We start from the raw sequence: 23,881 nt of genomic DNA, 5'->3' as shown, positions 1-23,881 counted from the left end.
CGTCAGCCCCGCTGTGCCGCGCAGGCGCGCTGGATGCGGCGAATGGCCTGGTCCAGCGCCGACAGGAAGGCCGAGCGGTCGCGCGGCTGGAACGAGCGCGGGCCGCCCGTCACTTCGCCGCTCGCGCGCAGGTCGGTCATCAGGTTGCGGACGGCCAGCGTCATTCCGATCGACTGCTCCGTGAACGGCTTTCCGTTCGGCGCGATCACGCTGGCGCCCGCTTTGACGCATCGGCTCGCCAGCGGAATATCCGCGGTAATGACGATATCGGTCTTGCCGGCGCGTTCGGCGATCCAGTCGTCGGCCGCATCCATGCCGGGCCCGGCCGCGATATGCTCGATCAGGGGATGGTCGGGGACGCGGATATATCCCCCCGCCACCACGCTGACGGACACGCCGTGACGCTCCGCGACGCGATAGATTTCGTCCTTCACCGGGCAGGCATCGGCGTCAACGTAGAGGCGAATGGCGGTCAATGGCGGATCGTCGGCTGCGCGAACATCATGGCAGCGCGTGTTACTCCATGTGAGGGCGGATTGCGAGCATGGAGCGGAAATCTCAGATCCACAGCAGAGGTGCATGCAGCCGTCGGACGTATATCTGTGGTTGCATGAACTGGATTCATTCCAGATTCGCGGACGGCTTGCGAGAACCGACTTTACGGCGCAGTAGAGCGTGAAGTTATGGAATTGCTAGGGGTTTTTGATCTTTTCTCAGCTTGCTGATGGTCCAGACGGCCGGGGCGATCCGAAAGACGATGACCTCTGGAGCCATGGGCGGTTGCGCTGACGGTCTGCGCTGCTAAACTTCCGGGAAAAACATTGTCGCGTAGGCTGCCGAGCGGCTGCGGAAAGACTGATCCATGGATGATGATATCCAGCGTTGCGCTGATGCCGGGGCCGGTTCGCGCGACAGCTTTCGGGGGGTGGAGGCCGCGATGACCGCGGCGAGCGCTATACGTCCTTCGCCAAGCGGCGATGCCAGCGTTTATGCCGCGCTCGATCTCGGCACCAACAACTGCAGGTTGCTGATCGCCTCGCCGGCAAGCGACAGCTTTCGTGTGATCGATTCGTTTTCGCGAATTGTCCGGCTGGGCGAGGGCATCTCATCGACAGGGCGTATCAGCGAGGCGGCGATCGACCGGACCATCGCGGCGCTTGCGATATGCCGTGACAAGATCCGCGTCAGGAAAGCGGGCCGCCTGCGGCTGATCGCGACCGAGGCGTGCAGGGCGGCGTCGAACGCCGAGAGTTTTCGCAGCCGTGTCGCCGCCGCCACGGGCATCCAGCTTGAGGTGGTGGATCGGGAAACGGAAGCCGCACTCGCGGTGGTCGGTTGCTCCTCGCTGGTTCATCCCAAGGCGAGCGGTGCGATCCTGTTCGATATCGGCGGTGGTTCGACAGAACTTGTTCGGATAGAACGCCGTCGCGAAGGCGACCTGCGCACCATCGCATGGGTCTCGATTCCGGTCGGTGTCGTCACGCTGGCCGAATGTTTTGGCGGACACGACATCACGCCGCAATCTTACGCGTCCATGGTGAAAGAGGTTGCCGGGCATATCGCGACGTTCGCGGACGCCTATGGCCGCGACCTTTACGGAATGCACCTTCTTGGGACCTCGGGCACGGTGACGACGCTTGGCGGCCTCCATCTTGGCCTTGCGCGCTACGATCGCCGCAAGGTTGACGGCATCTGGATGAACGACATCGAGGTGACCCAGGCCATCGCGCGACTCTGCGGCATGGACTATCAGAAACGGGTCGCCAACGGCTGTATCGGGATTGAACGTGCCGATCTGGTTCTGGCGGGCTGCGCCATCCTGGATGCCATTCGGCGGGCCTTTCCCTTGCCTCGTCTGCGGGTCGCGGATCGCGGTCTGCGCGAGGGCATGCTGGTTGAAATGATGCGCGAGGATGGCGCATTCAACTGAGTTGATGCACAAGAATGATCTTTCGCCATTGCCGGGCAAAAGCGCGAAGCGCGTCTTCGCGCAGGCGGTCCGGCAATCCATCCGCGCGAACGAGACCATGATGTCCGCAGCGCGGCTTGTTTTCTGATGGATGCCCGGATCAGGTCCGGGCACGATGGTTCGATATGGCGAAAGATACCACCGGCCGGCTGCATGTGACCGTCAAAACCGGCGGCAAGCGAAAGCTGTCGTCCAAGCTCTGGCTGGAGCGGCAGCTCAACGATCCCTACGTGGCGCAGGCGAAACGCGAAGGCTGGCGCTCCCGCGCGTCCTTCAAGCTGATTGAAATGGACGACAAGCATCGCTTCCTGAAGCCCGGCATGACGGTCGTCGATCTCGGCGCGGCGCCGGGCGGCTGGAGTCAGGTTGCCGCGAAACGCGTAGGGGCCACTGAGGGCAAGGGCAGGGTGATTGCCATCGATCTCCTGGAGATGCCGGAGATCGTCGGCGTAACCTTTGCCCGGCTCGATTTTCTCGACGACAGCGCTCCCGACAAGCTGCTCGCGATGATGGAGGGGGCCGCGGATGTCGTGCTTTCCGATATGGCGGCCAACACGACCGGCCATCGCAAGACGGACCAGCTTCGGATCATAGGTCTGGTCGAAAACGCGGCGGCTTTCGCGGCCGACGTGCTGCGGCCCGGCGGAACGTTTATCGCAAAAGTCTTCCAGAGCGGGGCGGACGCCAGCCTGCTTGTGCAGCTCAAGCGCGACTTCCAGACGGTCCGGCATGTGAAGCCCGCCGCGAGCCGGCAGGACTCCTCAGAACGCTATGTCATGGCGACCGGCTTTCGCGGCGGTACGAGGGATAAGTCTTGATCGGTTCAGCCCGCGTAAGATAACCAGCCCTTGAAGCTGAGACCGGCATAGAACAAGCTGACGTCGGAGAAACCGGCTTCCTGCAGCATCGTCTCCTCTTCCTCCGGCGCGAGTATTGATAACCTGTCGGCTATGGCCTGTCGGGACTTTTCCATCTGATCGGGGCTTGTGTCAGGTCGCGCACCGAATGCGACGTGACGGGCGATCCAGACGGACCGCTCGGGTTCTGTCTGCGGGAAGCTGATATGGGCGACCACAAACGGCGCGCCCGGTTTGAGACGACGGCGGATCTGCTCCAACGTTCCCAGCCGCTTTTCACGAGGAATGAAGTGAAAGGTCAGCAACGATGTGGCGGCATCGAAAGGTCCTTGCGGCGCGTCGTCGATATAGCCTTCGTAAAAACGTACGCGCTTTGCATGTCGTCCGACCGTCCGCTCGGCGAGCTTCAGCATGGGAGCGGACGGGTCCACCGCGTCGAATGACCAGCAGGGGTGCGATTCCGCGAAAGTCTTGAGCTCCAGTCCTCCGCCCGCGCCCAGGACCAGCACGCGAGCGTTTTCGGGGACCCGTTCCGCGAGCAGCATCGTCGTCATCCGATGCAGATCGGTGAATCCCGGCACCTGACGAGGTGGACCTTCAGCGTAGGTATTCACCGCCGCTCCCGAGAATGGCTCCATATCAAACTCCTGTGGTCCTGGCAGCGGCGCAAGCAGCGATCGGCAAACGCCAGCAACGCATAGGATCCGTACTTGAACTCCATCATGCGCGATAGGTCCGCATCTATCCGACGAGGTCCGGAGACGGGGGCATCAACGTGCGGCGAGTCTAGCTTATCCGTTGGTCGCGAGCGGTGACGGTCTCCCGGGAGGCTTCTTCCTCGGCCTCCGATTCCCGGGTGGGATCGGAAATCACCACCGTGCGCCGGCCGGAAACCTGATGACCGGCATCGGCCGGCAGTCGCATGAAGTAAAAGGTGGACATCGCCGACAGTACGGACACGACGAGAAATCCGGGGCCGAAATCACCGGCTGTCAATTCCGTGTCGTGGCGGAACAGCATCGTTGTCTCCACCGAAAAGGCGCCGAGCGCGACCCCTGCTGAAATCGCCAGTTGCTGGTTGACGCTGGCGAGCGTGGTCGCACGGCTCATCCGTTCGGGCTCGACATCGGCATAGGTCAGGGCGTTGATCGCGGTGAACTGCAGCGAGCGAAAAAAACCTCCGACGACAAGAATGATCATGATCAGCAGCAGCGGCGTCGTGACCGTGAACAGCGCGCAGGCCGCGAGGAAGACCGAACTCACCACCGCGTTGACGGTCATGATGTTGCGGAAACCGAAGGCGCGGATGATGCGGGCGGCCAGCGTCTTCATGCCGATGGCGCCGACGGCCGACGAGAACGTCACGAGCCCGGAGCCGAACGGCGACAGGCCGAAGCCAACCTGCATCAGAAGCGGCAGCAGGAACGGCATTGCGCCGACGCCGACGCGAAACAGAAATCCGCCATAGATGCTGGCCCGGAACGTCGGTAGGCGCAACAGCGTGAAATCCAGCGCCGGCTGGTCGGTGCGGCGGGCGTGCATCACATAAAGCGCCATCGAAACCGACCCGGTCCCGATCAGCGCGGTCACCACCGTCCACGGCAACAGGTTGAGACCGGCGACCGAGAGGCCGAAGGCGATGCCGCCCACCCCGAGGCCGGCCAGCATCATGCCGTAAAGGTCGAAGCGTTCGGGATTGTCGCTGCGGATCGGGTCGATGTAGCGCTGCGCCATGAAGATTCCGATCAGGCCGACCGGAATGTTGATCAGGAAAATCCAGTGCCATGAGAAATAGGTGGTGATGAAGCCGCCGAGCGGCGGGCCGACCACAGGCCCGATCAAGGCGGGTATCGTCACCCACGCCATGGCGCTGACCAGCGCGCTCTTGTCGATTGAACGCAGCAGGACCAGCCGGCCCACCGGAGTCATCATCGCGCCGCCCAGCCCTTGCAGGGTTCGGGCGATCACGAAATCCGTCACCGATGATGACAGCGCGCAGCCGATCGAGCCGATCATGAACACCACGATGGCCGCGCTGAAGACGGAGCGCGCCCCGAACCGGTCCGCGGTCCAGCCGCTTGCCGGTATGAATACCGCCAGCGACAAGAGGTAGGACGTGATCGCGAGCTTCAGCGTCAGCGGGCTGGCGCCGATGTCGGCGGCGATCGCCGGCAGCGATGTCGCGATCACCGTGGAGTCCATGTTCTCCATGAACAGGGCGGCGGCGACGATCAGCGGGACCAGGCGTTCCTTGTTCATGCGGGCTCGCGGGGCAAGCGGACAGCGGAGCGGGGCTGTAGCACCAATTTGGGCCGGTGCGCTATTGCGCGGCGCGTGAGCCTTCCTAAATCCTTGGTGAACTCTGGGAGATCCCGCGATGATCTACGTGCTCGCCGCCCTGCTGCCGCCGCTCGGATTGCTGTTCAACGGCCAGCCGTTCTCGGCCATCCTGAACGTGGTCGTGATCGTGGTTTGCGTGATTTTCGGGCTGATCTTCCCGATCCTGTTCCTGGTGCCGTCAGCGCATGCGGTGATCGCCGTCTACATGAAGCGGGAGGATCGCCGGCATCGGGAGGTGGTCGATGCGATCCGGGAGCACGGACCGCCGCCGAACTATCCCCGCTGAACGGGCTGGAAAAGCTCCCGCACGGCAGCCAAATGCTTTGATTCCCGTGGCCGCCGTGCTATCGACCACCGCCAATCCCTTCGATGGAACCTCATTCGACGGCGACGCCAGGGGTGTCGCTGGCCGGCCATTCCATCCCGATGGGTTTCGCGGCGGCCGCGCCGCCCAATGGAGTTGGCGATGGCGCTTGAAAACGGATTTCGGGATATCAAAGAAGCCTTCACGTTCGACGACGTCCTGCTGAAGCCCGGTGCGTCCGACATCCTGCCCTCCGAGGCCGATGTCAGTTCCCGCGTGACGCGGGCCATACCGCTCAACATCCCGATCATGGCCTCCGCCATGGATACCGTCACCGAGGCGCGCATGGCGATCGCGATGGCGCAGGCCGGCGGCCTTGGCGTCATCCATCGCAATTTCGATGCGGAGGGGCAGGCCGCGCAGGTGCGGCAGGTGAAGAAGTTCGAGTCCGGCATGGTGGTCAATCCGCTGACCATCGGCCCTGACGCGATGCTGTCCGACGCGATGGCCCTGATGAGCGATCACGGATTCTCCGGCATTCCGGTGGTGAACGGCGGCAGCGGCGCTTCTCCGGGCAGGCTCGTCGGCATTCTCACCAACCGCGACGTCCGCTTCGCCACGGATCCGCGGCAGAAAGTTTCCGAGCTGATGACGCACGAGAACCTGGTGACGGTGCGTGAGGGCGTCAGCCAGGAAGAAGCCAAGAGGATGCTGCACAAGCATCGCATCGAGAAACTGCTGGTCGTCGATGATCAGTATCGCTGCGTCGGACTCATCACCGTCAAGGACATGGAAAAGGCGGTGGCGCATCCGCTGGCCAGCAAGGACTCGCAGGGGCGGCTGCGTGTCGCCGCGGCGACCACGGTGGGTGAAGGCGGCTTTGAGCGCACCGAGCGGCTGATCGACGCCGGCGTCGATCTGATCGTCGTGGACACCGCGCACGGCCACTCCAGCCGCGTGCTGGAAGCGGTTACCCGCATCAAGCGGCTGTCGAACGCCGTGCAGGTCATCGCGGGCAACATCGCCACGGCGGAGGGCGCGCAGGCGCTGATCGACGCGGGGGCCGACGCCATCAAGGTCGGCATCGGTCCGGGTTCGATCTGCACCACCCGCATCGTCGCCGGCGTCGGCGTGCCGCAGTTGACCGCCATCATGGATGCGGCCGAGGCGGCGAAAAAGGCCGACGTGCCCGTGATCGCCGATGGGGGCGTGAAGTATTCCGGCGATCTCGCCAAGGCGCTCGCCGCGGGCGCGGACATCGTCATGGTCGGCTCGCTGCTGGCCGGCACCGACGAAACGCCCGGCGAGGTGTATCTGTGGCAGGGGCGGTCCTACAAGGCCTATCGCGGCATGGGTTCGGTCGGAGCGATGTCGCGGGGCTCGGCCGACCGCTATTTCCAGCAGGATATCAAGGATACGCTCAAGCTCGTCCCGGAAGGAATCGAGGGACAGGTGCCCTATAAGGGGCCGGTCGGCAACGTCATGCATCAGCTCGCTGGCGGCCTGCGCGCGGCTATGGGATATGTCGGCGCGCGCAACCTCGCCGAATTTCATGACAAGGCGCGTTTCGTCCGCATCACCGGCGCGGGCTTGCGCGAAAGCCACGTCCACGATGTCACGATCACGCGCGAAAGCCCGAACTATCCCGGCGGCGCCTGACCACGGTTGTCTCAATTGCACCGCACGGCGGCGCGAGAATGAGGTCGGGTCAAGCTGCTGCCGCCGTTGTATGGCCGGGCAGCGTATGGCCGGGCAGCGCCTTCATTGCTCCGTTCGCCCGAAATGGCATCGCGGACGATCGCCATAGCGTTTTTGAGAGTGGATTCCTCGTCGCTCGGTAACGCTAGAGCATTTTCCGGCGAAGTGGATACCGGTTCGCCGCAAGAAAATGCGACCAGAGAATAACTTTCAGAGCATGGTCCGATTCAACTTGATCGGATCATGCTCTAAGTTCTGAGCGATTAACATTGCCTCCAATCGAAAGCTTGTCATGACACCCGCCGCGCGGCTCTCCGCCGCTATCGAAGTGATCAAGGCCATCGACAACCAGCGGATACCGGCGGCGAAGGCCCTGAAGGAGTGGGGCACGGCGCATCGTTTCGCCGGCTCCGGCGACCGCGCCGCGATCTCCGGACTGGTCTACGACGTCCTGCGCCGTCAGGCGTCCAGCGCCTGGATCATGGACGACGATACCGCGCGCGCGCGCCTGTTCGGTATGCTGAAACTGGAGCGCGGCATGAATGCCGACGCGATCGCGTCACTGTGCGACGGCGGCCGTTTCGCGCCCGAACCGCTGACCGACGGGGAACAGCAGGCCTTGGCCTCGCGCTCGTTGCAGGACGCGCCCGCTCATGTCGCGGGCGATTATCCGGAATGGCTTGACGTGTATCTGGCGGAGGCGTTCGGCGAGGATCGCGCAGCCGAGGCGGCAGCGATGGCGAGCCGCGCGCCGCTGGATCTGCGGGTCAACACGCTGAAAGCGAAACGCGACAAGGTTCTGGGATCGCTGCAACATCTCGGCGTGACGGCGACGCCGTGGTCGCCGCTCGGCTTGAGGATCATGCTGGGCGCGGACGCGCGTAATCCCGGCATCCAGGCCGAGGAGGAGTTCATCAAGGGCGCCGTCGAGGTGCAGGACGAGGGCTCGCAAGTCGCGGCGCTGCTGTCCGGAGCCAGACCGGGCGAGCAGGTGATCGATCTTTGCGCTGGCGCTGGCGGCAAGACGCTGGCGCTGGCCGCCATGATGCAGGGCAGGGGCCGCCTCATCGCGACCGATCGCGACAAGCGGCAGCTTGCGCCGATTCACGAACGGCTGTCCCGCGCGGGCGTGCATAACGCGGAGATCCGGAGCCCGAAGGGGGAGGCCGAACCGTTGTCCGATATCCGGGCGTCGGCCGATCTCGTGCTGATCGACGCGCCCTGCACCGGAACCGGCACCTGGCGGCGCAATCCCGACGCGAAATGGCGGATGCGGCCCGGCGCGCTCGATATCCGTTTGAAGGATCAGGCCGAAGTGCTTGATCGCGCGTCCGCTCTTGTGAAACCGGGTGGGCGCGTCGTTTACGTCACCTGCTCGGTATTGCCGCAGGAGAACGGCGAGCAAATCCGCAAGTTTATCGGCCGACATCCAGATTTTACGGTAACGCCGCCCGCGCGGACCGCTTCCGTGCTGTGGGACAGGGCGGACGACGACTTCCTCGCGGCGGTTTATACCTCGAATGAGGGGGTGCTGATGACCCCGCGCCGGACCGGAACGGATGGGTTTTTCGTCTCGATTCTGGTAAAGCGCTGACTGAGAGCTTTCGTCATGCCGGGACAAGCCCGGCCATGACGCGTTTTGGCGGTTGCGACCCTGTGGCCGGTCGCGTATCTGCTGGCCATGACAGCCTCCAGCAAAACCTCCGCGTCAGCGCCTGATCCTTCTGCCGACGTAACCTCCGCGCACGACAAGATTCTGATCGTCGATTTCGGCTCCCAGGTCACGCAACTGATCGCGCGGCGCGTGCGGGAGCAGGGCGTTTATTCCGAAATCGTGCCCTTCCAGAAGGCGGAAGCCGCCTTTCTTGCGATGAAGCCGAAGGCGGTGATCCTGTCCGGCGGGCCGGCCTCCGTGCTCGACAAGGATGCGCCCGCGGCGCCGATGTCGATCCTCCGGGCTGGTGTACCCGTGCTCGGCATCTGTTACGGCGAGCAGACCATGGCGCAGCAGCTCGGCGGCACTGTCGAAGCCGGGCATCATCGCGAGTTCGGCCGCGCCGCCATCGAGGTCATCGACGCCTGTGCGTTGTTCGATGGTGTCTGGGAGAAGGGCGGCACCTATGATGTCTGGATGAGCCACGGCGACAGGGTGACCAAGCTGCCCGATGGCTTTCGCGCCGTGGCGAAAGCGCCGGGGTCGCCGATCGCGGTCATCGCCGACGATGCGCGCGGGTTCTACGCGATGCAGTTTCATCCCGAGGTGGTGCATACGCCCGATGGCGCAAAGCTGATCCGCAATTTCGTCCGCAAGGTCGCGGGGCTAAAGGGCGACTGGACCATGCGCGCGTTTCGCGAGGAGGCGGTCGAGAAGATCAGGGCGCAGGTCGGTCAGGGCCGGGTGATCTGCGGCCTGTCCGGCGGCGTTGATTCATCGGTGGCGGCGATCCTGATCCACGAGGCGATCGGCGACCAGCTCACTTGCGTGTTCGTCGACCATGGAATGCTGCGCAAGGATGAAGGAAAGACGGTGGTGGATCTGTTTCGCCATCACTACAATATCCCGCTGGTCCACGTTGATGCGTCGAAGCAGTTCCTCAGCGAGCTTGACGGAGTCACGGATCCGGAAGCGAAGCGCAAGACCATCGGCCGTCTCTTTATCGACGTGTTCGAGGCGGAGGCGAAAAAGATCGCAGCCTTGGGAAAAGGATCGGCTGACTTCCTGGCCCAGGGCACGCTCTATCCAGATGTAATCGAAAGTGTTTCGTTCACCGGCGGACCGTCGGTGACGATCAAGTCGCACCACAATGTCGGCGGTCTGCCTGATCGCATGAACATGAAGCTGGTCGAACCCTTGCGCGAACTTTTCAAGGACGAGGTGCGATTGCTGGGGCGGGAGCTCGGCCTGCCGGAGATTTTCGTCGGCCGCCATCCGTTCCCGGGGCCCGGGCTCGCGATCCGTTGCCCCGGCGAGATCACCAATGAAAAGCTGGATATCCTGCGCGAAGCTGATGCCATCTATATAGACCAGATCCGCAAGGCCGGGCTCTACGATGACATCTGGCAGGCGTTTGCGGTGTTGCTGCCGGTGAAGACGGTCGGGGTGATGGGCGACAGCCGCACCTACGACTATGTCGTCGGCCTGCGCGCGGTAACATCGACCGACGGCATGACCGCGGACTTCTATCCGTTCGACGCGCAATTCCTCGGTGCGACCGCGACACGGATCATCAATGAGGTCAAGGGCGTGAACCGGGTGGTGTATGACGTGACATCAAAACCGCCCGGCACAATCGAGTGGGAATGATTCAGACCCTTCCGGCCGTATCCGCCGATACGCCAGAGCACGACCTAACACTCTGAAATGACAAATAAATCTGTCAATATCTATCGGCAGATATCGGCGCGCATAAAATGCGGCCGACGTACTGACTGACGGACATTCAGTGTGTTGCTCTGCGCTCTTTTACGAAGTACCGTCACGAGAAATGCGGCTCGTGACGGTACTTTTTCCTCCGTAAGCATCGGAAATTGAAAGATATTCCGAAGACGCGAGCCCTCAAAAGTCGATGACGGTACTTTTTGGAGGTGGCAGCAACATGCTGACGGACGCAGCACTCAAGGCACTGAAGCCAAGGGAGAAAATGTACAAGGTGACGGATCGTGACGGCATGTACGTTCGCGTCATGCCGAGCGGAGCGATCTCGTTTCGGCTCGACTACAGGCTGAACGGCCGGCGCGAGACCGTCTATCTCGGTAAGTACGGCCGAGACGGCATCTCACTCGCACGCGCGCGCGAAAAGTGCCTGGATGCGCGCCGTGCGGTTAGCGAGGGACGTTCCCCGGCCATTGAAAAGCAACGCGACAAACGCCGATTGAAGGAGGCGAAGAGCTTCGGCGAATTTGGTGAAAAGTGGCTGACCTCGGCGCCGATGGCTGACAGCACGCGGGCGATGCGTCGCTCGATTTTCGAGCGCGAGCTGCTTCCCGTTTGGAGGAAGCGTCTGCTGACTGAAATCACGCCCGACGATCTGAGGGCGCATTGCGCAAAGATCGTTGAGCGAGGGGCGCCGGCGACGGCGATCCATGTTCGTGACATCCTGAAGCAGATTTACGGCTTTGCGATTCTGCACGGAGAGAAGGTCGCGAATCCTGCGGACGAGGTTGGTCCGTCGTCCATCGCGACGTTCACGCCAAAGGATCGATCGCTTTCGCCATCCGAGATCAGGGTGACGCTCAAGCAGCTCGAGCACGTGGCGACGCTCCCCACGATCCGCTTGGGCCTACGCCTGTATTTGCTCACGATGGTTCGCAAGAGCGAATTGCAGGATGCGGTATGGGATGAAGTTGACTTCGAGAACGCCGTTTGGACGATCCCGAAAGAGCGAATGAAGCGTTCAAAGGCGCACAACGTCTATCTCTCGCGCCAGGTGCTTGACATCATGATCGCGTTGAAGACATGCGCGGGGAACTCGAAGTACCTTCTACCTTCTCGGTACGATACCCATGCTCCGATGTCGCGAGCTACGTTCAATCGCGTGACCTATGCAGTTGTTGAACGGGCGCAAGCTGAAGGCCTTCCATTGGAGTCATTTACGGTCCACGACCTGCGTCGCACTGGCTCCACCTTGCTGAACGAACTTGGCTTCAACAGCGATTGGATCGAGAAGTGCCTCGCGCATGAGGATGGCCGCTCATCGCGGGGCGTTTACAACAAGGCTGAGTATGAGGTTCAGCGTCGCCACATGATGCAGGAATGGTCGGACATCGTGGATGCATGGGTTGAGGGTCGGAAATATGTGCCTGTGCTTATCCCGCCTTCGATGCCGCTTCTTCAACCCGATCCCGCCCTTTGACCGGTCGGGCCCGGCGTTGTTTCACATCGGGCCCACGAGCGCGAAGAATTGGCTTTGACCTGCGGGCCGCGAGCCATGCCTGGACCTCGTCCAGGTCCCAAACGATGCATCTTGGGGTTAAGGCGAAGCGTCGGGGAAATTCGCCCCGCTGCTCCATTTCATAGATCGTGCTATCTGCCAACGGGACCATCTCACGCAATTGGTGCCGTCTGATAGTCTTCCGAACTACTGAATTGTCAGTGTGGCCCATGCTCAATCTCCGTCATAGCTGCTGGGGCGATTGAGAACGATAGGTACGGATATCGGAAGCCCCTTCGGAAAATCGTGCGGCAATATCGTATTGTAGCGGGCACATCGGCGGGTTTTCACGTCGGCGCAGCTTGAAAGCTAGATCGACGCCATCGGTGGCGATCCCGCTAGGCTAATGGCCACCGCCTTTCGGCCTGAGGGGCCTCTATAAATGACTGAACACCAGCCATTTTGACTGACCGATGGTCAGTGGTTTATGCAAATGAATATGAGTAGCAAACTCAGGATTTGGGTTGTCGCTCCCTTCCTGCGCAGCGCTCCGTCAATCGCGGAGCCTGTCAGCGCCTATGGACGCGTGCGGCCGGAGGGAGGGGTGTGCAGGCGGAAGGCGAGTAGGGAATGGGGTCTGTTCAGATTGAGGAAAGCTCGGTTTCGGCGGATCCTCAAGCGTCGGGGAAGCAGCGGCTTCCAGGATTGGCGCCGCTTGCGCGGCTGTTGAGGCCGGTTCGCTTCCACCTCGCCATCTGCGCGACATTGTCGGCGATTGCGGCCGGTGCCGGGCTCGTGCCGTACATCGCTGTGGCCGAATTGGCTCGTGCCGTTCTTCCGCCAAACAACTCAGCGTCGGTGGCAGGCGTCGCTTGGGTATGGGTCGGGATCGGTGCCGCCGGTGCAGCAACCCGCTTGGTGCTTGTCTTTCTGTCCTCCCGTATCGGGCACTATGCCGACGCGGAAGTGCTGCATCACATCCGCAGCAGGCTCATCCGACATCTCGGTCAACTACCCCTTGGTTGGTTTCGCGCTCGAGGATCGGGCGCCGTCAAAAAGGCGATGACCGATGATCTCGAAGAGATGCATCAGCTTATCGCCCATGCGCTCGGAGAAATGATCGGCGCCTCGATCGCGATCGTCGCAGGTCTTGTGTACCTCGCCTCGGTTGACTGGCGAATGACGATTGTAACGGCCGCGGTGCTGGCCTCGATGGTCATCTTTTACCGCATCGCGATGCGGTCGATGACCCACCACATACTCCGTCTGATTGCTGCCGAAGAGAAAATCAGCGCAGCCAGCGTTGAATATGCCGATGGGATCAGCGTCGTGAAGGCGTTCGGCACCAGCGGCAAAGTGCTCGATCGGTTTGCCGACGCGGTCCTCGAATACAAGCTCGCGATGCGCGATTGGGTCTTGGAGACGCGGCTTAGCTCGGCTGCTTCACGACTTCTCGCATCGGAAATGACGGTTCTCGGCGCGGTGATGATCGTGGGCCTTCCGCTGATTGCCGCCGGTCAATTGGATGCAAGCTCGCTTCTTCCATTCCTGATCGTCGGGATTGGCCTGCCGACGTCAATCACGCCCGCGATTCAAGGATCGCAAGGGCTGCGCAAGGGCCGTGTCTCCGCTGCTCACATCGAAAGCCTGCTGGCGCGCGAGCCATTGCCCGAAGCTGTCGAACCACTTCGGCCGGATGGCTACGGCATCGAGTTTGATGATGTTCGCTTCTCTTATGACGGGAAGACCGACGCCATCGCTGGATTTTCAGCCGTCTGCGAGCCCGGGACGGTCACGGCGATTGTCGGTCCTTCCGGTGCGGGCAAGACGACGATCGCGAGCCTGCTTCCCCGCTTCTACGATGTAACGGGTGGAGCAATCCGGATCGGCGGCGTCGACCTGCGCTCGATGGATTCTGCGACATTGCTGTCTTCGATGTCGCTCGTGTTCTAGGACGTTGTGCTGCTGCGCGACACCGTAACGGAAAACATCCGGATCGGCCGCCCGAACGCCAGTGACGAGGAAGTCCGAACCGCCGCGCGGTCGGCTCGGATCGAAGACGTCATCGAGCGATTGCCGCATGGCTTTGACACGCCGCTGGGGGCGGAAGGCACAGGCTTTTCCGGAGGTGAGCGGCAGCGCCTGACCATTGCACGCGCCATTTTGTCCCGCGCTCCGATCGTGGTGCTGGACGAGGCTACGGCTTCCTTGGATCCGGACAGCGAGGTCGCGGTTCAGGAAGCGCTGGCCGAGCTGACGCGCGGAAAGACTCTGATCGTTATCGCGCATCGGCTTCACACGATCGTGGGTGCCGACCAGATCCTGGTCCTCGATCAGGGGCGTGTCATCGAGCGGGGCACGCATGAAGCGCTCCTCGACGAGGGCGGGCTCTACGCGCGCCTGTGGGCCGCCCAGCACATGGGAGCGCAGCAATGATCGGCAATCTCTACAGGCTTTGGCCGCATCCGAGGCTGTTGTGTCAATCGGCCCTTTAATTGCGGGTTGTTGTCAACTCTCTTTTTGAAGCCATTCGGCAAAGTGGTAACGCTCGGCCCGACGGAGCAGGTCCGGGTTGCGCAGACGGGGCGAGCGCGGCTGGTGGATCGATAGCCAACTCGTATAGTGGGCCGATTAGCTGTCACCTGGCTTCAATGCGATCAGTTGCCCGTCGCTGGGGTCATGGTCCTTTCCGAGGTCGCAAGCGCCTCATGATGATGTCCGGATCGGGCGCCTCATCGTTTGCAACGGGGTGCGGACGAGCCGCCACCAGCCGATTGACCGAGGTCACCACGACCACCGTCCCAGCGGGACATCGCCAGCCCGGCGGACCGGGCCAGGAACTTGCAAAATAAGGTCAGGCCGGCGCGTTGCCCCAGTCGAATGATGTGCCGTCGACCCAGATGCAGTGGAGGATGACAGCGATCTTGCGGGCGATAGCAACCTTTGCCTTTTTCATGCCGATCCGCTTCGCAAGTTTCATACCCCAGGCTTTGAGGGAGGACCATTTCTTTGTTCGATAAAGCAGAACGGTCGCCGCCTCGTAAAGGTACGTTCGGAGGAGCCTGTCGCCCCATCGGGATATCTTGCCACTAGTGTCAGTCTCACCAGATTGGTTGCGCCGAGGTGTGAGGCCGAGATAGGCGCCGACTGTCGAGGCCGATCGGAAGCGAGACGGGTCATCGATCGTATGGCGGAACGTCAAGGCGGTGACCACGCCGACACCAGGAACTGTCATCAGGCGACGCGTCGTCTCGTCCGACTTCGCCAATCGGCGGACCTCGTCGTCAAATTTGCTTTGCTGCTGGCAGATGAGTTCATGAATCGACAAGAGCGGCGCGATCACGCTGAGGAGTTGATGATCTTCGCCCAATAGCTCGCCAACCTGGTTACGGAACTGTTGGCCAATGGCGCGAGGGAATAGCAACCCACACTCCTTGATCAGACTGCGGACCTGGTTCTCGATATCCCGGCGTATGGACACAAGGCGGAATCGCGCCACGAGGATAGCTCGAACCTTCTGGCTCTTCTCACTCTTGATTTTGACTTCTCGAAACCAACCAACCCGCACCAGTTCGGCAAGGCCCCGAGCATCGTTCTGATCGCTTTTGTTCATGCGGACCGATAGTGCTGCGTGTGCATGCCTTGCATCGATGCAAACGACGGGGAGTTCGACCCTACGAAGCTCATGCCAAAGCCAGCTCGCCATTGCGCCCGTCTCAAAGCCGATACGCTCCGCCAGTGGCGCATGTTTACGAAGTAACTTTGACAGATCTCCAGGATGAGACTTGGCCTTTCCTTCAAAAATTGCTTCACCCGTCTCATTGACTACGCAAACCGCAGTCTCTCTCTGCGAGACATCTAGCCCGACGTATTGCCGCATGACAGCTCCTCCGAATCGTTTGATTGCGAGAGGTAGACGATAACGGAGCTCTCGTGCCCGAGCGCTGACCGCAATTACGCCATCGTTCGCAAATTTGACCCCGTATCGGCGTTCAATTTTGACGCCTTTGCGCGGCGTGGTTTGATAGCGCTCGACTCGTCGGAGCTGGCCGGGATTGCGGAGACGAGGCGAGCGCGGGTGGCGTGATCGTCGTCGCGGCTTTTGAATCGCCAGCTGTCGTTGCCGGTCTCGACAATGTCGCAGTGGTGGGTGAGCCGGTCGAGCAGCGCGGTTGTCATCTTGGCGTCGCCGAACACGCTTGGCCATTCGCCAAAGGCGAGATTGGTTGTGACGACGATGGACGTGCGCTCGTAGAGCCTGCTGACGAGATGGAACAGGAGCTGGCCGCCGGATTGAGCGAACGGCAGGTAGCCGAGTTCGTCGAGGACGATGAAGTCCATCCTGGTCAGATGCTCGGCGATACGACCTTGTCGTCCGTTGCGGGTCTCGATCTCGAGGCGGTTGACGAGGTCGACCACGTTGTAGAAGCGACCGCGGGCGCTGGAGCGGATGCAGCTTCTGGCGATTGCGATGGCCAGATGGGTCTTGCCGGTGCCGGTACCGCCGACGAGCACGGCGTTGCGTTGCTGGGCGATGAAGCCGCCGCCGGCGAGGTCGTTGACGAGCGTCTGGTTGATCGGCGTGCCGTCGAACTGGAAGTCGGCGAGATCCTTGGCCAGCGGCAGCTTGGCGATGGTGAGCTGGTACTTGATTGAGCGGGCCTGCTTCTCATTGATCTCGGCGTTGAGCAGGTCGCCGACAATGCGCTGGGGTTCATGCTGGCGCTTGATGGCGGTCGCCATGATCTCGTCGAAGGCAGCTTTCATGCCATAGAGCTTCAACTCACCCATGAGTGTCAATCGGCGTTGGAACGGGACCCTCCATCGGCGTCCAAAAGGGCCCCCTTTGATCGGCGAGCTTTGCTGGTAGCGCTCGCAGCGTCGGAGCTGGCCGGGATTGCGGAGACGGTGCGAGCGCGGGTTGTTTGATCGTCGTCGCGGCTTTTGAATCTCCAGCTGTCGTTACCGGTCTCTACGATGTCACAGTGATGGGTCAGCCGGTCGAGCAGCGCAGTGGTCATCTTGGCATCGCCGAACACGCTGGGCCACTCTCCGAAGGAGAGGTTGGTGGTGACGATGACGGATGTGCGCTCGTAAAGCCGGCTGATGAGGTGGAACAGAAGCTGGCCGCCGGATTGAGCGAACGGTAGGTAACCCAGTTCGTCGAGAACGATGAAGTCCATCCGGGTCAGATGTTCGGCGAGCCGGCCCTGACGTCCGTTGCGGGTCTCGCTTTCGAGACGGTTGACGAGGTCGACGACGTTGTAAAAGCGCCCGCGGGCACCGGAGCGGATGCAGCTCCTGGCGATGGCGATGGCCAGATGGGTCTTGCCGGTGCCGGTACCGCCGACCAGCACGACGTTGCGTTGCTGGGCGATGAAGCCGCCGCCGGCGAGATCATTGACAAGTGTCTGGTTGATCGGCGTGCCGTCGAACTGGAAGTCAGCGATGTCCTTGGCGAGAGGAAGCTTGGCGATGGTGAGCTGGTACTTGATCGATCTCGCCTGCTTTTCGCTGATCTCGGCCGTGAGCAAGTCGCCGACGATGCGCTGAGGTTCATGCTGGCGCTTGATGGCGGTCACCATGATCTCGTCGAAGGCGGCCTTCATTCCGTAGAGCTTGAGCTCACCCATGAGATCGAAGATTTGGGCTCGTTCCATCAGTTGGTCCTCCGGAGGTTGTCGTAGCGGGCACAATCAGCGATCGGCGCATGGCGAAGCGTCAGTGCGGCCGGCGTCATGATGTTGGCTGGTGGCGCCGGCTCACGTTGCCGAGCTAGGATGTTGAGCACGACATCAGCGGAATGAACGCCGTGAGCGACCGCTTCGGCGCAGGCGGCCTCAACTGCTGGCAGACCGTCGGTCAGCGCCGCGTTGAGGATGTCGACCATCTGCCGATTGCCGTCATCGGCGCCGGCAAGCTTTCGCCGCACACGCTCGATCGCAGCCGGCAGCACCCAGTCCTTAAAGGGCGCCCCGTTGCGCAAGGCGCCGGGCTTGCGCATCAGGACAGGCACATAGTGCCAGGGATCGTAGACCGTCTCGCCGCGGCCAAATGATCGTTGATGCTCGGCAACGATCCGGCCGTCTTGGCGGATTACGATGCGGTCCGCATAGGCCTGGACTTCAACAGGCCGCCCAACGGCGCTCGCCGCCACCGAGTATTTGTTGTTGTCGAAGCGCACCAGGCAGGTCTTGGAGATCGAGGCGGGCACGGCATGGAAGCCGTCGAAGCGACCGGCATAGGGGACGAGCCTTGGTCGCTCAGCTTCGAAGACTTCCCAGATGGTTCGGTCCGCGAACTCCGGATGTCGGTGCGCTTTGGCGTAAGCAATGCATTTATCGAGCAGCCAGGCGTTCAGCTCATCCAGCGTCTTGAAGCGCAGCCGCGGGGTGAAGAACCGTTCGCGGACCAGCCCGACCTGGTTCTCAACCTGGCCCTTCTCCCAGCCCGACGCTGGCGTGCAGGCGACCGGGTCCACCAGATAGTGGCTGCACATCTGCAGGAAGCGGCGATTGTAAAGGCGTCCCTTGCCGACGAAGATCGTCTCGACCGCCGTCTTCATATTGTCGTAGATGCCGCGCCTGCAGGCTCCCTTGAACAGTGCGAACGCCCGGTCATGGGCGTCGAACACCATCTCCTGCGTCTCGCGCGGATAGGCCCGCACGAACAGCATCCGACTGTGGCAGAGCCGGACGTGAGCCGCCTTCACGATCACCGTGACCCCGCTCAGCAGGACCACTTCGTGGCTCCAGTCAAACTGGTAGGCTTCCCCGGGTGCAAAGCTCAGTGGCACATAGGCCGAGGTGGTCGAGGCGCCACGCTCTTGGCTCCAGCGCCGCGCATATCGACGAACCGCATCGTAGCCCCCGACATAGCCCAGACCGCGAAGCTCTTCGAACAACCGGATCAGCGTCAGCCGTTCTCGCGCCGCCTTGCTCTCGTTTGCCACCAGCAACCGGTCAAGCTCGGCACTCCAAGGGCCCATCTTCGGCTGAGGCTGTGTCTCTCGCTCGTACCGAAACTCCGTCGATTGAGAACGGATGACCTTGCGAACCACCTTCCGCGACACGCCGAGTTCTCGGCAAATCGCCTTGATCGGACGACCATCAACAAAATAGGCGCGACGGATCTTGGCAATCGTCTCCACCACCAGCATTCCAACCTCGGCTTCCATGACTCGATGGAAGCCACTGTGGACCCTTGCCCCGGGGTCCCGATTGGATGCCGATTACCCCGAAAACAGGGTCCTTATTCCACGCCGAAACACACCCATGAGGTCGAACAGTTGAGTACGTTCCATCAGATGGTTCTCCTAAGGCTGTCATAACGGGCACAGTCGGCGATCGGCGCATGGCGCAGGATCAGCGCCGCGGGAGTGAGGATGTTGGCTGGTGGAGCGGGTTCGCGTTGACGGGCCAGGATGTTGAGCACGACGTCAGCGGAATGAACGCCATGAGCGATCGCCTCGGCGCAGGCTGCTTCAACGGCCGGCAGACCATCGGTCAGCACCGCATTGAGGATGTCGACCATCTGCCGGTTGCCATCGTCGGTGCTGGCGAGCCTGCGCCGGATCCGTTCGATCGCGGCCGGCAGCACCCAGTCCTTGAAGGGAGCGCCGTTACGCAAGGCGCCGGGCTTGCGCGCGAGCACCGGCACATAGTGCCAGGGATCGTAGGTCGTCTCGCCGCGTGCGAAGGATCGCGGATGCTCCGCCACGATCCGTCCATCCTGACGGATTACGATGCGGTCGGCCTAGGCCTGAACCTCGACCGGGCGTCCGACGGCGCTGGCCGCGACCGAGTATTTGTTATTGTCGAAGCGTACCAAACAGGTCTTGGAGACAGACGCCGGCACCGCGTGGAAGCCGTCGAACCGGCCGGCATAGGGAACGAGCTTGGGGCGCTCGGCTTCGAACACGTCCCAGATCGTCTGATCGGCCAGTTCCGGATGGCGATGCGCCTTGGCGTAAGTGATGCATTTGTCGAGCAGCCAGACGTTTAGAGTCCCCTTTCTGGGATCCGCAAACCCCTCGCCTTTAGGCGACGGGATGCATTAGCATCCGGCGATGCAAACGGCGAAGTCTGGCAGTCATACGGTGTGGGACTGCAAATACCACATTGTGTGGGTGACGAAGTATCGGTTCGCAGTTTTGGGCGGGGATGTCGGCTTTCGCGCCCGGGCGTTGTTGCGGGAAATTGCCTTGAGCCATGAGATGGTTATTCATGCCGGGGCGATAAACCGGGATCACGTCCATCTGTTGTTGTCGATCCCACCGCATCTATCGGTCTCTCGTGCGGTGCAATATCTCAAAGGCAAGAGTTCTCACAAGCTTCTGACGGAGTATCAATCGCTCAGGAAGCGATACTGGGGGCAGCATCTATGGGGCAGGGGATACTGGGTTGCTTCGAGCGGAAACGTCACCGATGAAGTGTGGAAGAAATACATAGAAGACCAAAAGCCGCCTGAGCCAGATGACAACTTCAAGGTCGTCTGACAATCGACCCGAAGGGTCGATCAAATCCGGCTTCCAGCCGTAATCCGAAGCCACCGGCTTTAGCCGGTGGAGCGTTCACCTCGTCGAGGGTTTTGAATCGCAGCCGTGGCGTGAAGAAGCGTTCCCGGACCAGCCCGACCTGGTTCTCGACCTGGCCCTTCTCCCAGCCCGACGCCGGCGTGCAGGCGACCGGGTCAACCAGATAGTGGCTGCACATCTGCAGGAAGCGGCGATTGTAGCGGCGATCCTTGCCGACAAAGATCGTCTCCACCGCCGTCTTCATGTTGTCGTAGATGCCGCGGCTGCAGGTCCCTTTGAACAGCGCGAACGCCCGGTCATGGGCGTCGAACACCATCTCCTGCGTCTCGCGCGGATAGGCTCGCACGAACAGCATGCGGCTGTGGCACAGCCGGACATGAGCGACCTTCACGATCGCCGTCACGCCGTTGAGGAGAACGATCTCATGGCTCCAGTCGAACTGGTAGGCTTCGCCCGCCGCAAAGCTCAACGGAACATAGGCCGCCGCGGTCGATTGCCCGCGCTCCTTGTTCCACCGCTTGGCGTAACGCCGCACGGCATCGTAACCACCGTCATAGCCGCGGCCGCGAAGCTCTTCGAAAATCCGGATCAAGGTCAGTTGTTCGCGCGCGGATTTGGTCGCGTTCGCCGCCAGCAACACATCGAGCTCAGATGCCCAGTGTCCAAGCTTGGGCCACGGCTGAACCTGCCGCTCGTACTCGAACGAGGTCTCTCCCGACCTCAGCACCTTCCGGACCGTGTTCCGGGACACCTTAAGGTCGCGGGCGATCGCCCTGATCGTCTTGCCCTTGATGAAGTGTTCGCGCCGTATCCGCGCAATCGTCTCCACGACCAGCATCTCCCACCACCTGCTTCGTTACAAAGCAGGCAGCGCAACAGACCAACCTTCAGGGGGTCAATTTTGGACGCCGAGCCCCCGGCTTAGAGGGTCAATATTGCAGGCCGAATGACACCCTATGAGGAGTTGCCTGCGATCGTGTACTGGCTGATGGGCAGTCTCGGCGGGGTAGATATGACGCAGATCCGCTGGGCTATGATTCCGATCGTCGGAGGTCTTGTGGCGCTCTCGCTATTCGGTCGTGCGCTCGATGCGCTGTCGATGGGCGACGATGAGGCCCGCGCGCTTGGCGTTCCGGCGCAGCCGGTGCGTTACGGCGTCATCGGTACGGCGACACTGGTCTCCGCGCTCTCGGTGTCGCTCGCCGGCATGATCGGATGGGTCGGACTGGTGGTTCCGCATGTGGTGCGGCTCGCGCTTGGGCCGGGAAATGCCCGTCTGCTGCCGACCAGCGCATTCTGTGGAGCGATTTTCCTGATCGGCGCCGATTGCCTGTCGCGCAGCATCATGCGCTCGGAAATTCCGATCGGGATTCTCACCGAACTGCTTGGCATTCCTGCCTTCATCATCGTGCTGCATCGGGCTCGGTCGGGATGGACATGATGACATCCGCGCTATCTGTCGAATGCCTGGAGGCGCTTGCCGTGCATTTCCGGCGTGGGGCGCGCGTCATCCTTGACGACATTACGATCAGTCTCAAGTCGGGCGAGATCGTCGCGTTGCTTGGAGCCAACGGCGCCGGCAAAAGCACGCTGTTTCGGATCCTGCTGGGCTTCCTGAAACCCGAACGGGGCGAGGTCCGGCTGGGCGGCGAACCGTTGGCCGACTTTTCGCGCCGCGCCCTGGCGCAGCGTATCGCGTATGTGCCGCAGGCGCATGTCGCGCCGTTTCCCTATAAAGTGCATGACGTGGTGCTGCTCGGCCGTCTTGCCGAGACGGGTATCTTTCGCGCGCCGCAGGCGGCTGATCATCGGGCCGTGGATGAAGTCCTGGAGCGGCTCGCGATCACGCATCTTGCCACGCGCCCTTATACAGAGATTTCAGGCGGCGAACGGCAATTGACCCTGATCGCACGCGCGCTGGCGCAAGGCGCCGGCATCCTGATCCTGGACGAGCCGATGACGGGTCTTGATTATGGCTATCAGGTCCGGCTGCTGCATCATCTGGTTGATCTGGCAGGCAGCGGTCATTCCATTTTGTTCAGCACGCATAATCCTGAACATGCGGTGCGGGTGGCGACCCGCATTGTCGTGCTGCGCGATGGCGCGATCATGGCGGATGGCCCGCCTGCGCAGATCATCACGCCATCGCTCATTCGCGCACTCTACGGCGTTGCGGTCTCGACCCTGCTGAACGTTGAGGGTCAGATGGTGATTGTGCCGTCCATGGAGCGCGCGTTGGATACACGCCTTCAGTCAACTCGCGCGTAAACATAATCACGGGTGGCCAGTTAGTATTTTCTCAACTTCCGGATTCGTCAGCGGCTTCTTGAAGAAGTTCGCATAGAACGTGGCGACCTCGTCCCGGATATCCCAGTCCCTGAACAGATCAGGGTGGATGAGTTGCGCTGCCCACAGCACGGTCAGGGATTCTTCGACGGTGCGGTTGCCCCACAGGTGCACGCCCGTCGGAATGGCGGCGACGCGGCGATTACGCATAGCCGAGACCGTGCTGAGGCGCGGATCAGCATAGGATTCTGCAAGCCTGAACGTGGCGACAGACGGGAGGATTGGCTCTTTCCACATCAATAGCGATGGAAAATTTCAAGATTGTGCCTGGTCGAAAACTCGTCAAGGCGCTGACCTTGGGTAGGGAACTGCCGCTCATCCCAGTCGATCCGCCACTCGAGATGCTTTTCATCAAAGTACGCTTCGGGAAATGCTTGCTGGATAAGATCGGCCATCTCTCCGTCTCGCGGCACAGCAAACGCATGACTTGGCGGCTTTGCGAACTTGTGCGCCTCCTTAGCGTGATGCATTCGAGCCTCCCAACTCTGTGAATTCCGAAATCACTTCTGCAGCCAAGCCCGCGCTGACGCCACTGTTGCCTGTTATGAGTGCGGCGGCAGCCGCGGTGAAACATCAGCACTTGTTCACATGAGAGAAGGCTAAGCCTCTCTCCGAGAAAAAAGCTTCCAGTCGCGCGTTGGATTCCGCGTAGGTTCCCTTTTTCCAAACCATGCGCCATTCACCGGCTTCCTCGTCATAGCTCGCCGATGGAAACGCCAGTTGGAAATGCTCCGCCAATTCTCCGCTGCGCGGTATGTCAATGGCGTGAAGTTCGCACATCTTCGTAAGCGTAACATGAAGCACTGAATCGTTCATTTTCACATCTCAGGACATTCGAGTGACGATGCTATCAAGACCAGCACCGGATTCTGGCCGACAAGCAGGAGCAATCATGGTTAAACCCGTAGCGTTGGCCTGTTTTCCGCCAGACGCTTCTGCATGGCACGCGGTATAGCGTCG

19 protein-coding genes and 5 pseudogenes are annotated in these 23,881 nt (G+C 61.7%); 11 read left to right on the top strand and 13 right to left on the bottom strand.

What is annotated here, in order from left to right; all coding sequences use genetic code 11:
• Positions 1-2: 2 nt before the first annotated feature.
• Positions 3-476: a YaiI/YqxD family protein gene (locus tag ACMYR2_RS11925; RefSeq protein WP_347263191.1), complete on the bottom strand. Its 474-nt coding sequence runs from the start codon at positions 474-476 to the stop codon at positions 3-5.
• Between the two features lie 386 nt (positions 477-862).
• On the opposite strand from ACMYR2_RS11925, the gene ACMYR2_RS11920 reads away from it, so the two are divergent.
• A complete protein-coding gene (locus ACMYR2_RS11920; protein ID WP_347263192.1) occupies positions 863-1,930 on the top strand; it encodes a Ppx/GppA phosphatase family protein in 1,068 nt (355 codons plus the stop codon).
• A gap of 164 nt (positions 1,931-2,094) precedes the next feature.
• Positions 2,095-2,787: an RlmE family RNA methyltransferase gene (locus ACMYR2_RS11915; RefSeq protein WP_347263193.1), complete on the top strand. Its 693-nt coding sequence runs from the start codon at positions 2,095-2,097 to the stop codon at positions 2,785-2,787.
• A 5-nt stretch (positions 2,788-2,792) separates the two neighbouring features.
• On the opposite strand, the gene ACMYR2_RS11910 is transcribed toward ACMYR2_RS11915, so the two are convergent.
• A complete protein-coding gene (locus ACMYR2_RS11910) occupies positions 2,793-3,464 on the bottom strand; it encodes a class I SAM-dependent methyltransferase (protein WP_347263194.1) in 672 nt (223 codons plus the stop codon).
• A gap of 148 nt (positions 3,465-3,612) precedes the next feature.
• The gene (locus ACMYR2_RS11905) at positions 3,613-5,085 is read right to left on the bottom strand and encodes a DHA2 family efflux MFS transporter permease subunit (protein WP_416192991.1); all 1,473 of its coding nucleotides are present in this window, start codon (positions 5,083-5,085) and stop codon (positions 3,613-3,615) included.
• Between the two features lie 118 nt (positions 5,086-5,203).
• On the opposite strand from ACMYR2_RS11905, the gene ACMYR2_RS11900 reads away from it, so the two are divergent.
• The 5 genes from ACMYR2_RS11900 (at position 5,204) to ACMYR2_RS11880 (ending at position 12,021) form a co-directional block, all read left to right on the top strand.
• Positions 5,204-5,452 carry a hypothetical protein gene (locus ACMYR2_RS11900; RefSeq protein WP_347265256.1) on the top strand — a complete coding sequence of 83 codons (249 nt, stop codon included), beginning with the start codon at positions 5,204-5,206 and terminating at the stop codon, positions 5,450-5,452.
• Positions 5,453-5,632: 180 nt separating this feature from the next.
• Complete coding sequence (gene guaB / locus ACMYR2_RS11895) at positions 5,633-7,129, top strand: IMP dehydrogenase (RefSeq protein ID WP_347265257.1); 1,497 nt, start codon at positions 5,633-5,635, stop codon at positions 7,127-7,129.
• 331 nt (positions 7,130-7,460) lie between these two features.
• The gene (locus ACMYR2_RS11890) at positions 7,461-8,762 is read left to right on the top strand and encodes an RsmB/NOP family class I SAM-dependent RNA methyltransferase (RefSeq protein ID WP_416192990.1); all 1,302 of its coding nucleotides are present in this window, start codon (positions 7,461-7,463) and stop codon (positions 8,760-8,762) included.
• Positions 8,763-8,849: 87 nt separating this feature from the next.
• Positions 8,850-10,472 (top strand): glutamine-hydrolyzing GMP synthase, encoded by a 1,623-nt coding sequence (gene guaA, locus ACMYR2_RS11885; RefSeq protein WP_416194090.1) that lies wholly within the window; start codon positions 8,850-8,852, stop codon positions 10,470-10,472.
• A 292-nt stretch (positions 10,473-10,764) separates the two neighbouring features.
• On the top strand, positions 10,765-12,021 hold the full coding sequence (locus ACMYR2_RS11880) for a tyrosine-type recombinase/integrase (protein WP_416192989.1): 1,257 nt from the start codon (positions 10,765-10,767) through the stop codon (positions 12,019-12,021).
• Here ACMYR2_RS11880 and ACMYR2_RS11875 read toward each other — a convergent pair.
• Entirely contained in the window at positions 11,975-12,271 is a 297-nt protein-coding gene (locus ACMYR2_RS11875; RefSeq protein ID WP_347265360.1) for a helix-turn-helix transcriptional regulator, read from the bottom strand. The two genes, ACMYR2_RS11880 and ACMYR2_RS11875, sit on opposite strands and share 47 nt — an antisense overlap.
• 398 nt (positions 12,272-12,669) lie before the next feature.
• On the opposite strand from ACMYR2_RS11875, the pseudogene ACMYR2_RS11870 reads away from it, so the two are divergent.
• Positions 12,670-14,475 (top strand): annotated as a pseudogene (locus ACMYR2_RS11870) (ABC transporter ATP-binding protein).
• Positions 14,476-14,893: 418 nt separating this feature from the next.
• On the opposite strand, the gene ACMYR2_RS11865 reads toward ACMYR2_RS11870, so the two are convergent.
• The 5 genes and pseudogenes from ACMYR2_RS11865 to ACMYR2_RS11845 all read right to left on the bottom strand — a co-directional run.
• Entirely contained in the window at positions 14,894-15,919 is a 1,026-nt protein-coding gene (locus ACMYR2_RS11865) for an IS110 family transposase (protein ID WP_416192988.1), read from the bottom strand.
• A 74-nt stretch (positions 15,920-15,993) separates the two neighbouring features.
• Positions 15,994-16,830, bottom strand: a complete 837-nt coding sequence (gene istB, locus ACMYR2_RS11860; RefSeq protein WP_416192987.1) for an IS21-like element helper ATPase IstB — start codon at positions 16,828-16,830, stop codon at positions 15,994-15,996.
• 5 nt (positions 16,831-16,835) lie between these two features.
• Positions 16,836-17,699, bottom strand: coding sequence for an IS21-like element helper ATPase IstB (istB, locus tag ACMYR2_RS11855; protein ID WP_416192932.1), 864 nt, complete (start codon positions 17,697-17,699; stop codon positions 16,836-16,838).
• Positions 17,665-19,198, bottom strand: a pseudogene (istA, locus tag ACMYR2_RS11850) (IS21 family transposase). Before istA (ACMYR2_RS11850) ends, istB (ACMYR2_RS11855) begins: the two are co-directional and overlap by 35 nt.
• Positions 19,199-19,341: 143 nt before the next feature.
• A pseudogene (locus tag ACMYR2_RS11845) lies at positions 19,342-20,043 on the bottom strand (Mu transposase domain-containing protein); the annotation flags it as partial.
• A 64-nt stretch (positions 20,044-20,107) separates the two neighbouring features.
• Between ACMYR2_RS11845 and tnpA the strand changes: the two are divergent.
• A complete protein-coding gene (gene tnpA / locus ACMYR2_RS11840) occupies positions 20,108-20,536 on the top strand; it encodes an IS200/IS605 family transposase (RefSeq protein WP_416192986.1) in 429 nt (142 codons plus the stop codon).
• 70 nt (positions 20,537-20,606) lie between these two features.
• Here tnpA and istA (ACMYR2_RS11835) read toward each other — a convergent pair.
• Positions 20,607-21,413 (bottom strand): annotated as a pseudogene (gene istA, locus ACMYR2_RS11835) (IS21 family transposase); the annotation flags it as partial.
• 114 nt (positions 21,414-21,527) lie between these two features.
• Between istA (ACMYR2_RS11835) and ACMYR2_RS11830 the strand changes: the two are divergent.
• Positions 21,528-22,016, top strand: a pseudogene (locus ACMYR2_RS11830) (FecCD family ABC transporter permease); the annotation flags it as partial.
• Positions 22,013-22,843, top strand: coding sequence for an ABC transporter ATP-binding protein (locus tag ACMYR2_RS11825; RefSeq protein ID WP_416192985.1), 831 nt, complete (start codon positions 22,013-22,015; stop codon positions 22,841-22,843). The pseudogene ACMYR2_RS11830 and the gene ACMYR2_RS11825, both read left to right, overlap by 4 nt.
• 6 nt (positions 22,844-22,849) lie before the next feature.
• On the opposite strand, the gene ACMYR2_RS11820 is transcribed toward ACMYR2_RS11825, so the two are convergent.
• The 3 genes from ACMYR2_RS11820 to ACMYR2_RS11810 form a co-directional block, all read right to left on the bottom strand.
• Positions 22,850-23,071 (bottom strand): hypothetical protein, encoded by a 222-nt coding sequence (locus ACMYR2_RS11820; protein ID WP_416192984.1) that lies wholly within the window; start codon positions 23,069-23,071, stop codon positions 22,850-22,852.
• Positions 23,072-23,157: 86 nt separating this feature from the next.
• On the bottom strand, positions 23,158-23,391 hold the full coding sequence (locus ACMYR2_RS11815; RefSeq protein WP_416192983.1) for a hypothetical protein: 234 nt from the start codon (positions 23,389-23,391) through the stop codon (positions 23,158-23,160).
• 103 nt (positions 23,392-23,494) lie between these two features.
• Positions 23,495-23,737 carry a hypothetical protein gene (locus tag ACMYR2_RS11810; protein WP_416192982.1) on the bottom strand — a complete coding sequence of 81 codons (243 nt, stop codon included), beginning with the start codon at positions 23,735-23,737 and terminating at the stop codon, positions 23,495-23,497.
• Positions 23,738-23,881 lie beyond the last annotated feature (144 nt).

It is taken from the genome of Nitrobacter sp. TKz-YC01, from assembly GCF_047824785.1.
GTDB lineage: Bacteria > Pseudomonadota > Alphaproteobacteria > Rhizobiales > Xanthobacteraceae > Nitrobacter.
Note: the sequence above shows the minus strand (reverse complement) of the source record. Positions and strands in the feature narration are given on the sequence as shown.

Excerpts from the sequence above, each read along its gene's own strand:
- ACMYR2_RS11920 (WP_347263192.1), top strand. The coding sequence starts at position 863 with ATGGATGATGATATCCAGCGTTGCGCTGATGCCGGGGCCGGTTCGCGC.
- ACMYR2_RS11915 (WP_347263193.1), top strand. The coding sequence starts at position 2,095 with ATGGCGAAAGATACCACCGGCCGGCTGCATGTGACCGTCAAAACCGGC.
- ACMYR2_RS11910 (WP_347263194.1), bottom strand. The coding sequence starts at position 3,464 with ATGGAGCCATTCTCGGGAGCGGCGGTGAATACCTACGCTGAAGGTCCA.
- ACMYR2_RS11905 (WP_416192991.1), bottom strand. The coding sequence starts at position 5,085 with ATGAACAAGGAACGCCTGGTCCCGCTGATCGTCGCCGCCGCCCTGTTC.
- ACMYR2_RS11900 (WP_347265256.1), top strand. The coding sequence starts at position 5,204 with ATGATCTACGTGCTCGCCGCCCTGCTGCCGCCGCTCGGATTGCTGTTC.
- guaB (WP_347265257.1), top strand. The coding sequence starts at position 5,633 with ATGGCGCTTGAAAACGGATTTCGGGATATCAAAGAAGCCTTCACGTTC.
- ACMYR2_RS11890 (WP_416192990.1), top strand. The coding sequence starts at position 7,461 with ATGACACCCGCCGCGCGGCTCTCCGCCGCTATCGAAGTGATCAAGGCC.
- guaA (WP_416194090.1), top strand. The coding sequence starts at position 8,850 with ATGACAGCCTCCAGCAAAACCTCCGCGTCAGCGCCTGATCCTTCTGCC.
- ACMYR2_RS11880 (WP_416192989.1), top strand. The coding sequence starts at position 10,765 with ATGCTGACGGACGCAGCACTCAAGGCACTGAAGCCAAGGGAGAAAATG.
- ACMYR2_RS11875 (WP_347265360.1), bottom strand. The coding sequence starts at position 12,271 with ATGGGCCACACTGACAATTCAGTAGTTCGGAAGACTATCAGACGGCAC.
- ACMYR2_RS11865 (WP_416192988.1), bottom strand. The coding sequence starts at position 15,919 with ATGCGGCAATACGTCGGGCTAGATGTCTCGCAGAGAGAGACTGCGGTT.
- istB (WP_416192987.1), bottom strand. The coding sequence starts at position 16,830 with ATGGGTGAGTTGAAGCTCTATGGCATGAAAGCTGCCTTCGACGAGATC.
- istB (WP_416192932.1), bottom strand. The coding sequence starts at position 17,699 with ATGGAACGAGCCCAAATCTTCGATCTCATGGGTGAGCTCAAGCTCTAC.
- tnpA (WP_416192986.1), top strand. The coding sequence starts at position 20,108 with ATGCAAACGGCGAAGTCTGGCAGTCATACGGTGTGGGACTGCAAATAC.
- ACMYR2_RS11825 (WP_416192985.1), top strand. The coding sequence starts at position 22,013 with ATGATGACATCCGCGCTATCTGTCGAATGCCTGGAGGCGCTTGCCGTG.
- ACMYR2_RS11820 (WP_416192984.1), bottom strand. The coding sequence starts at position 23,071 with ATGCGTAATCGCCGCGTCGCCGCCATTCCGACGGGCGTGCACCTGTGG.
- ACMYR2_RS11815 (WP_416192983.1), bottom strand. The coding sequence starts at position 23,391 with ATGCATCACGCTAAGGAGGCGCACAAGTTCGCAAAGCCGCCAAGTCAT.
- ACMYR2_RS11810 (WP_416192982.1), bottom strand. The coding sequence starts at position 23,737 with ATGAACGATTCAGTGCTTCATGTTACGCTTACGAAGATGTGCGAACTT.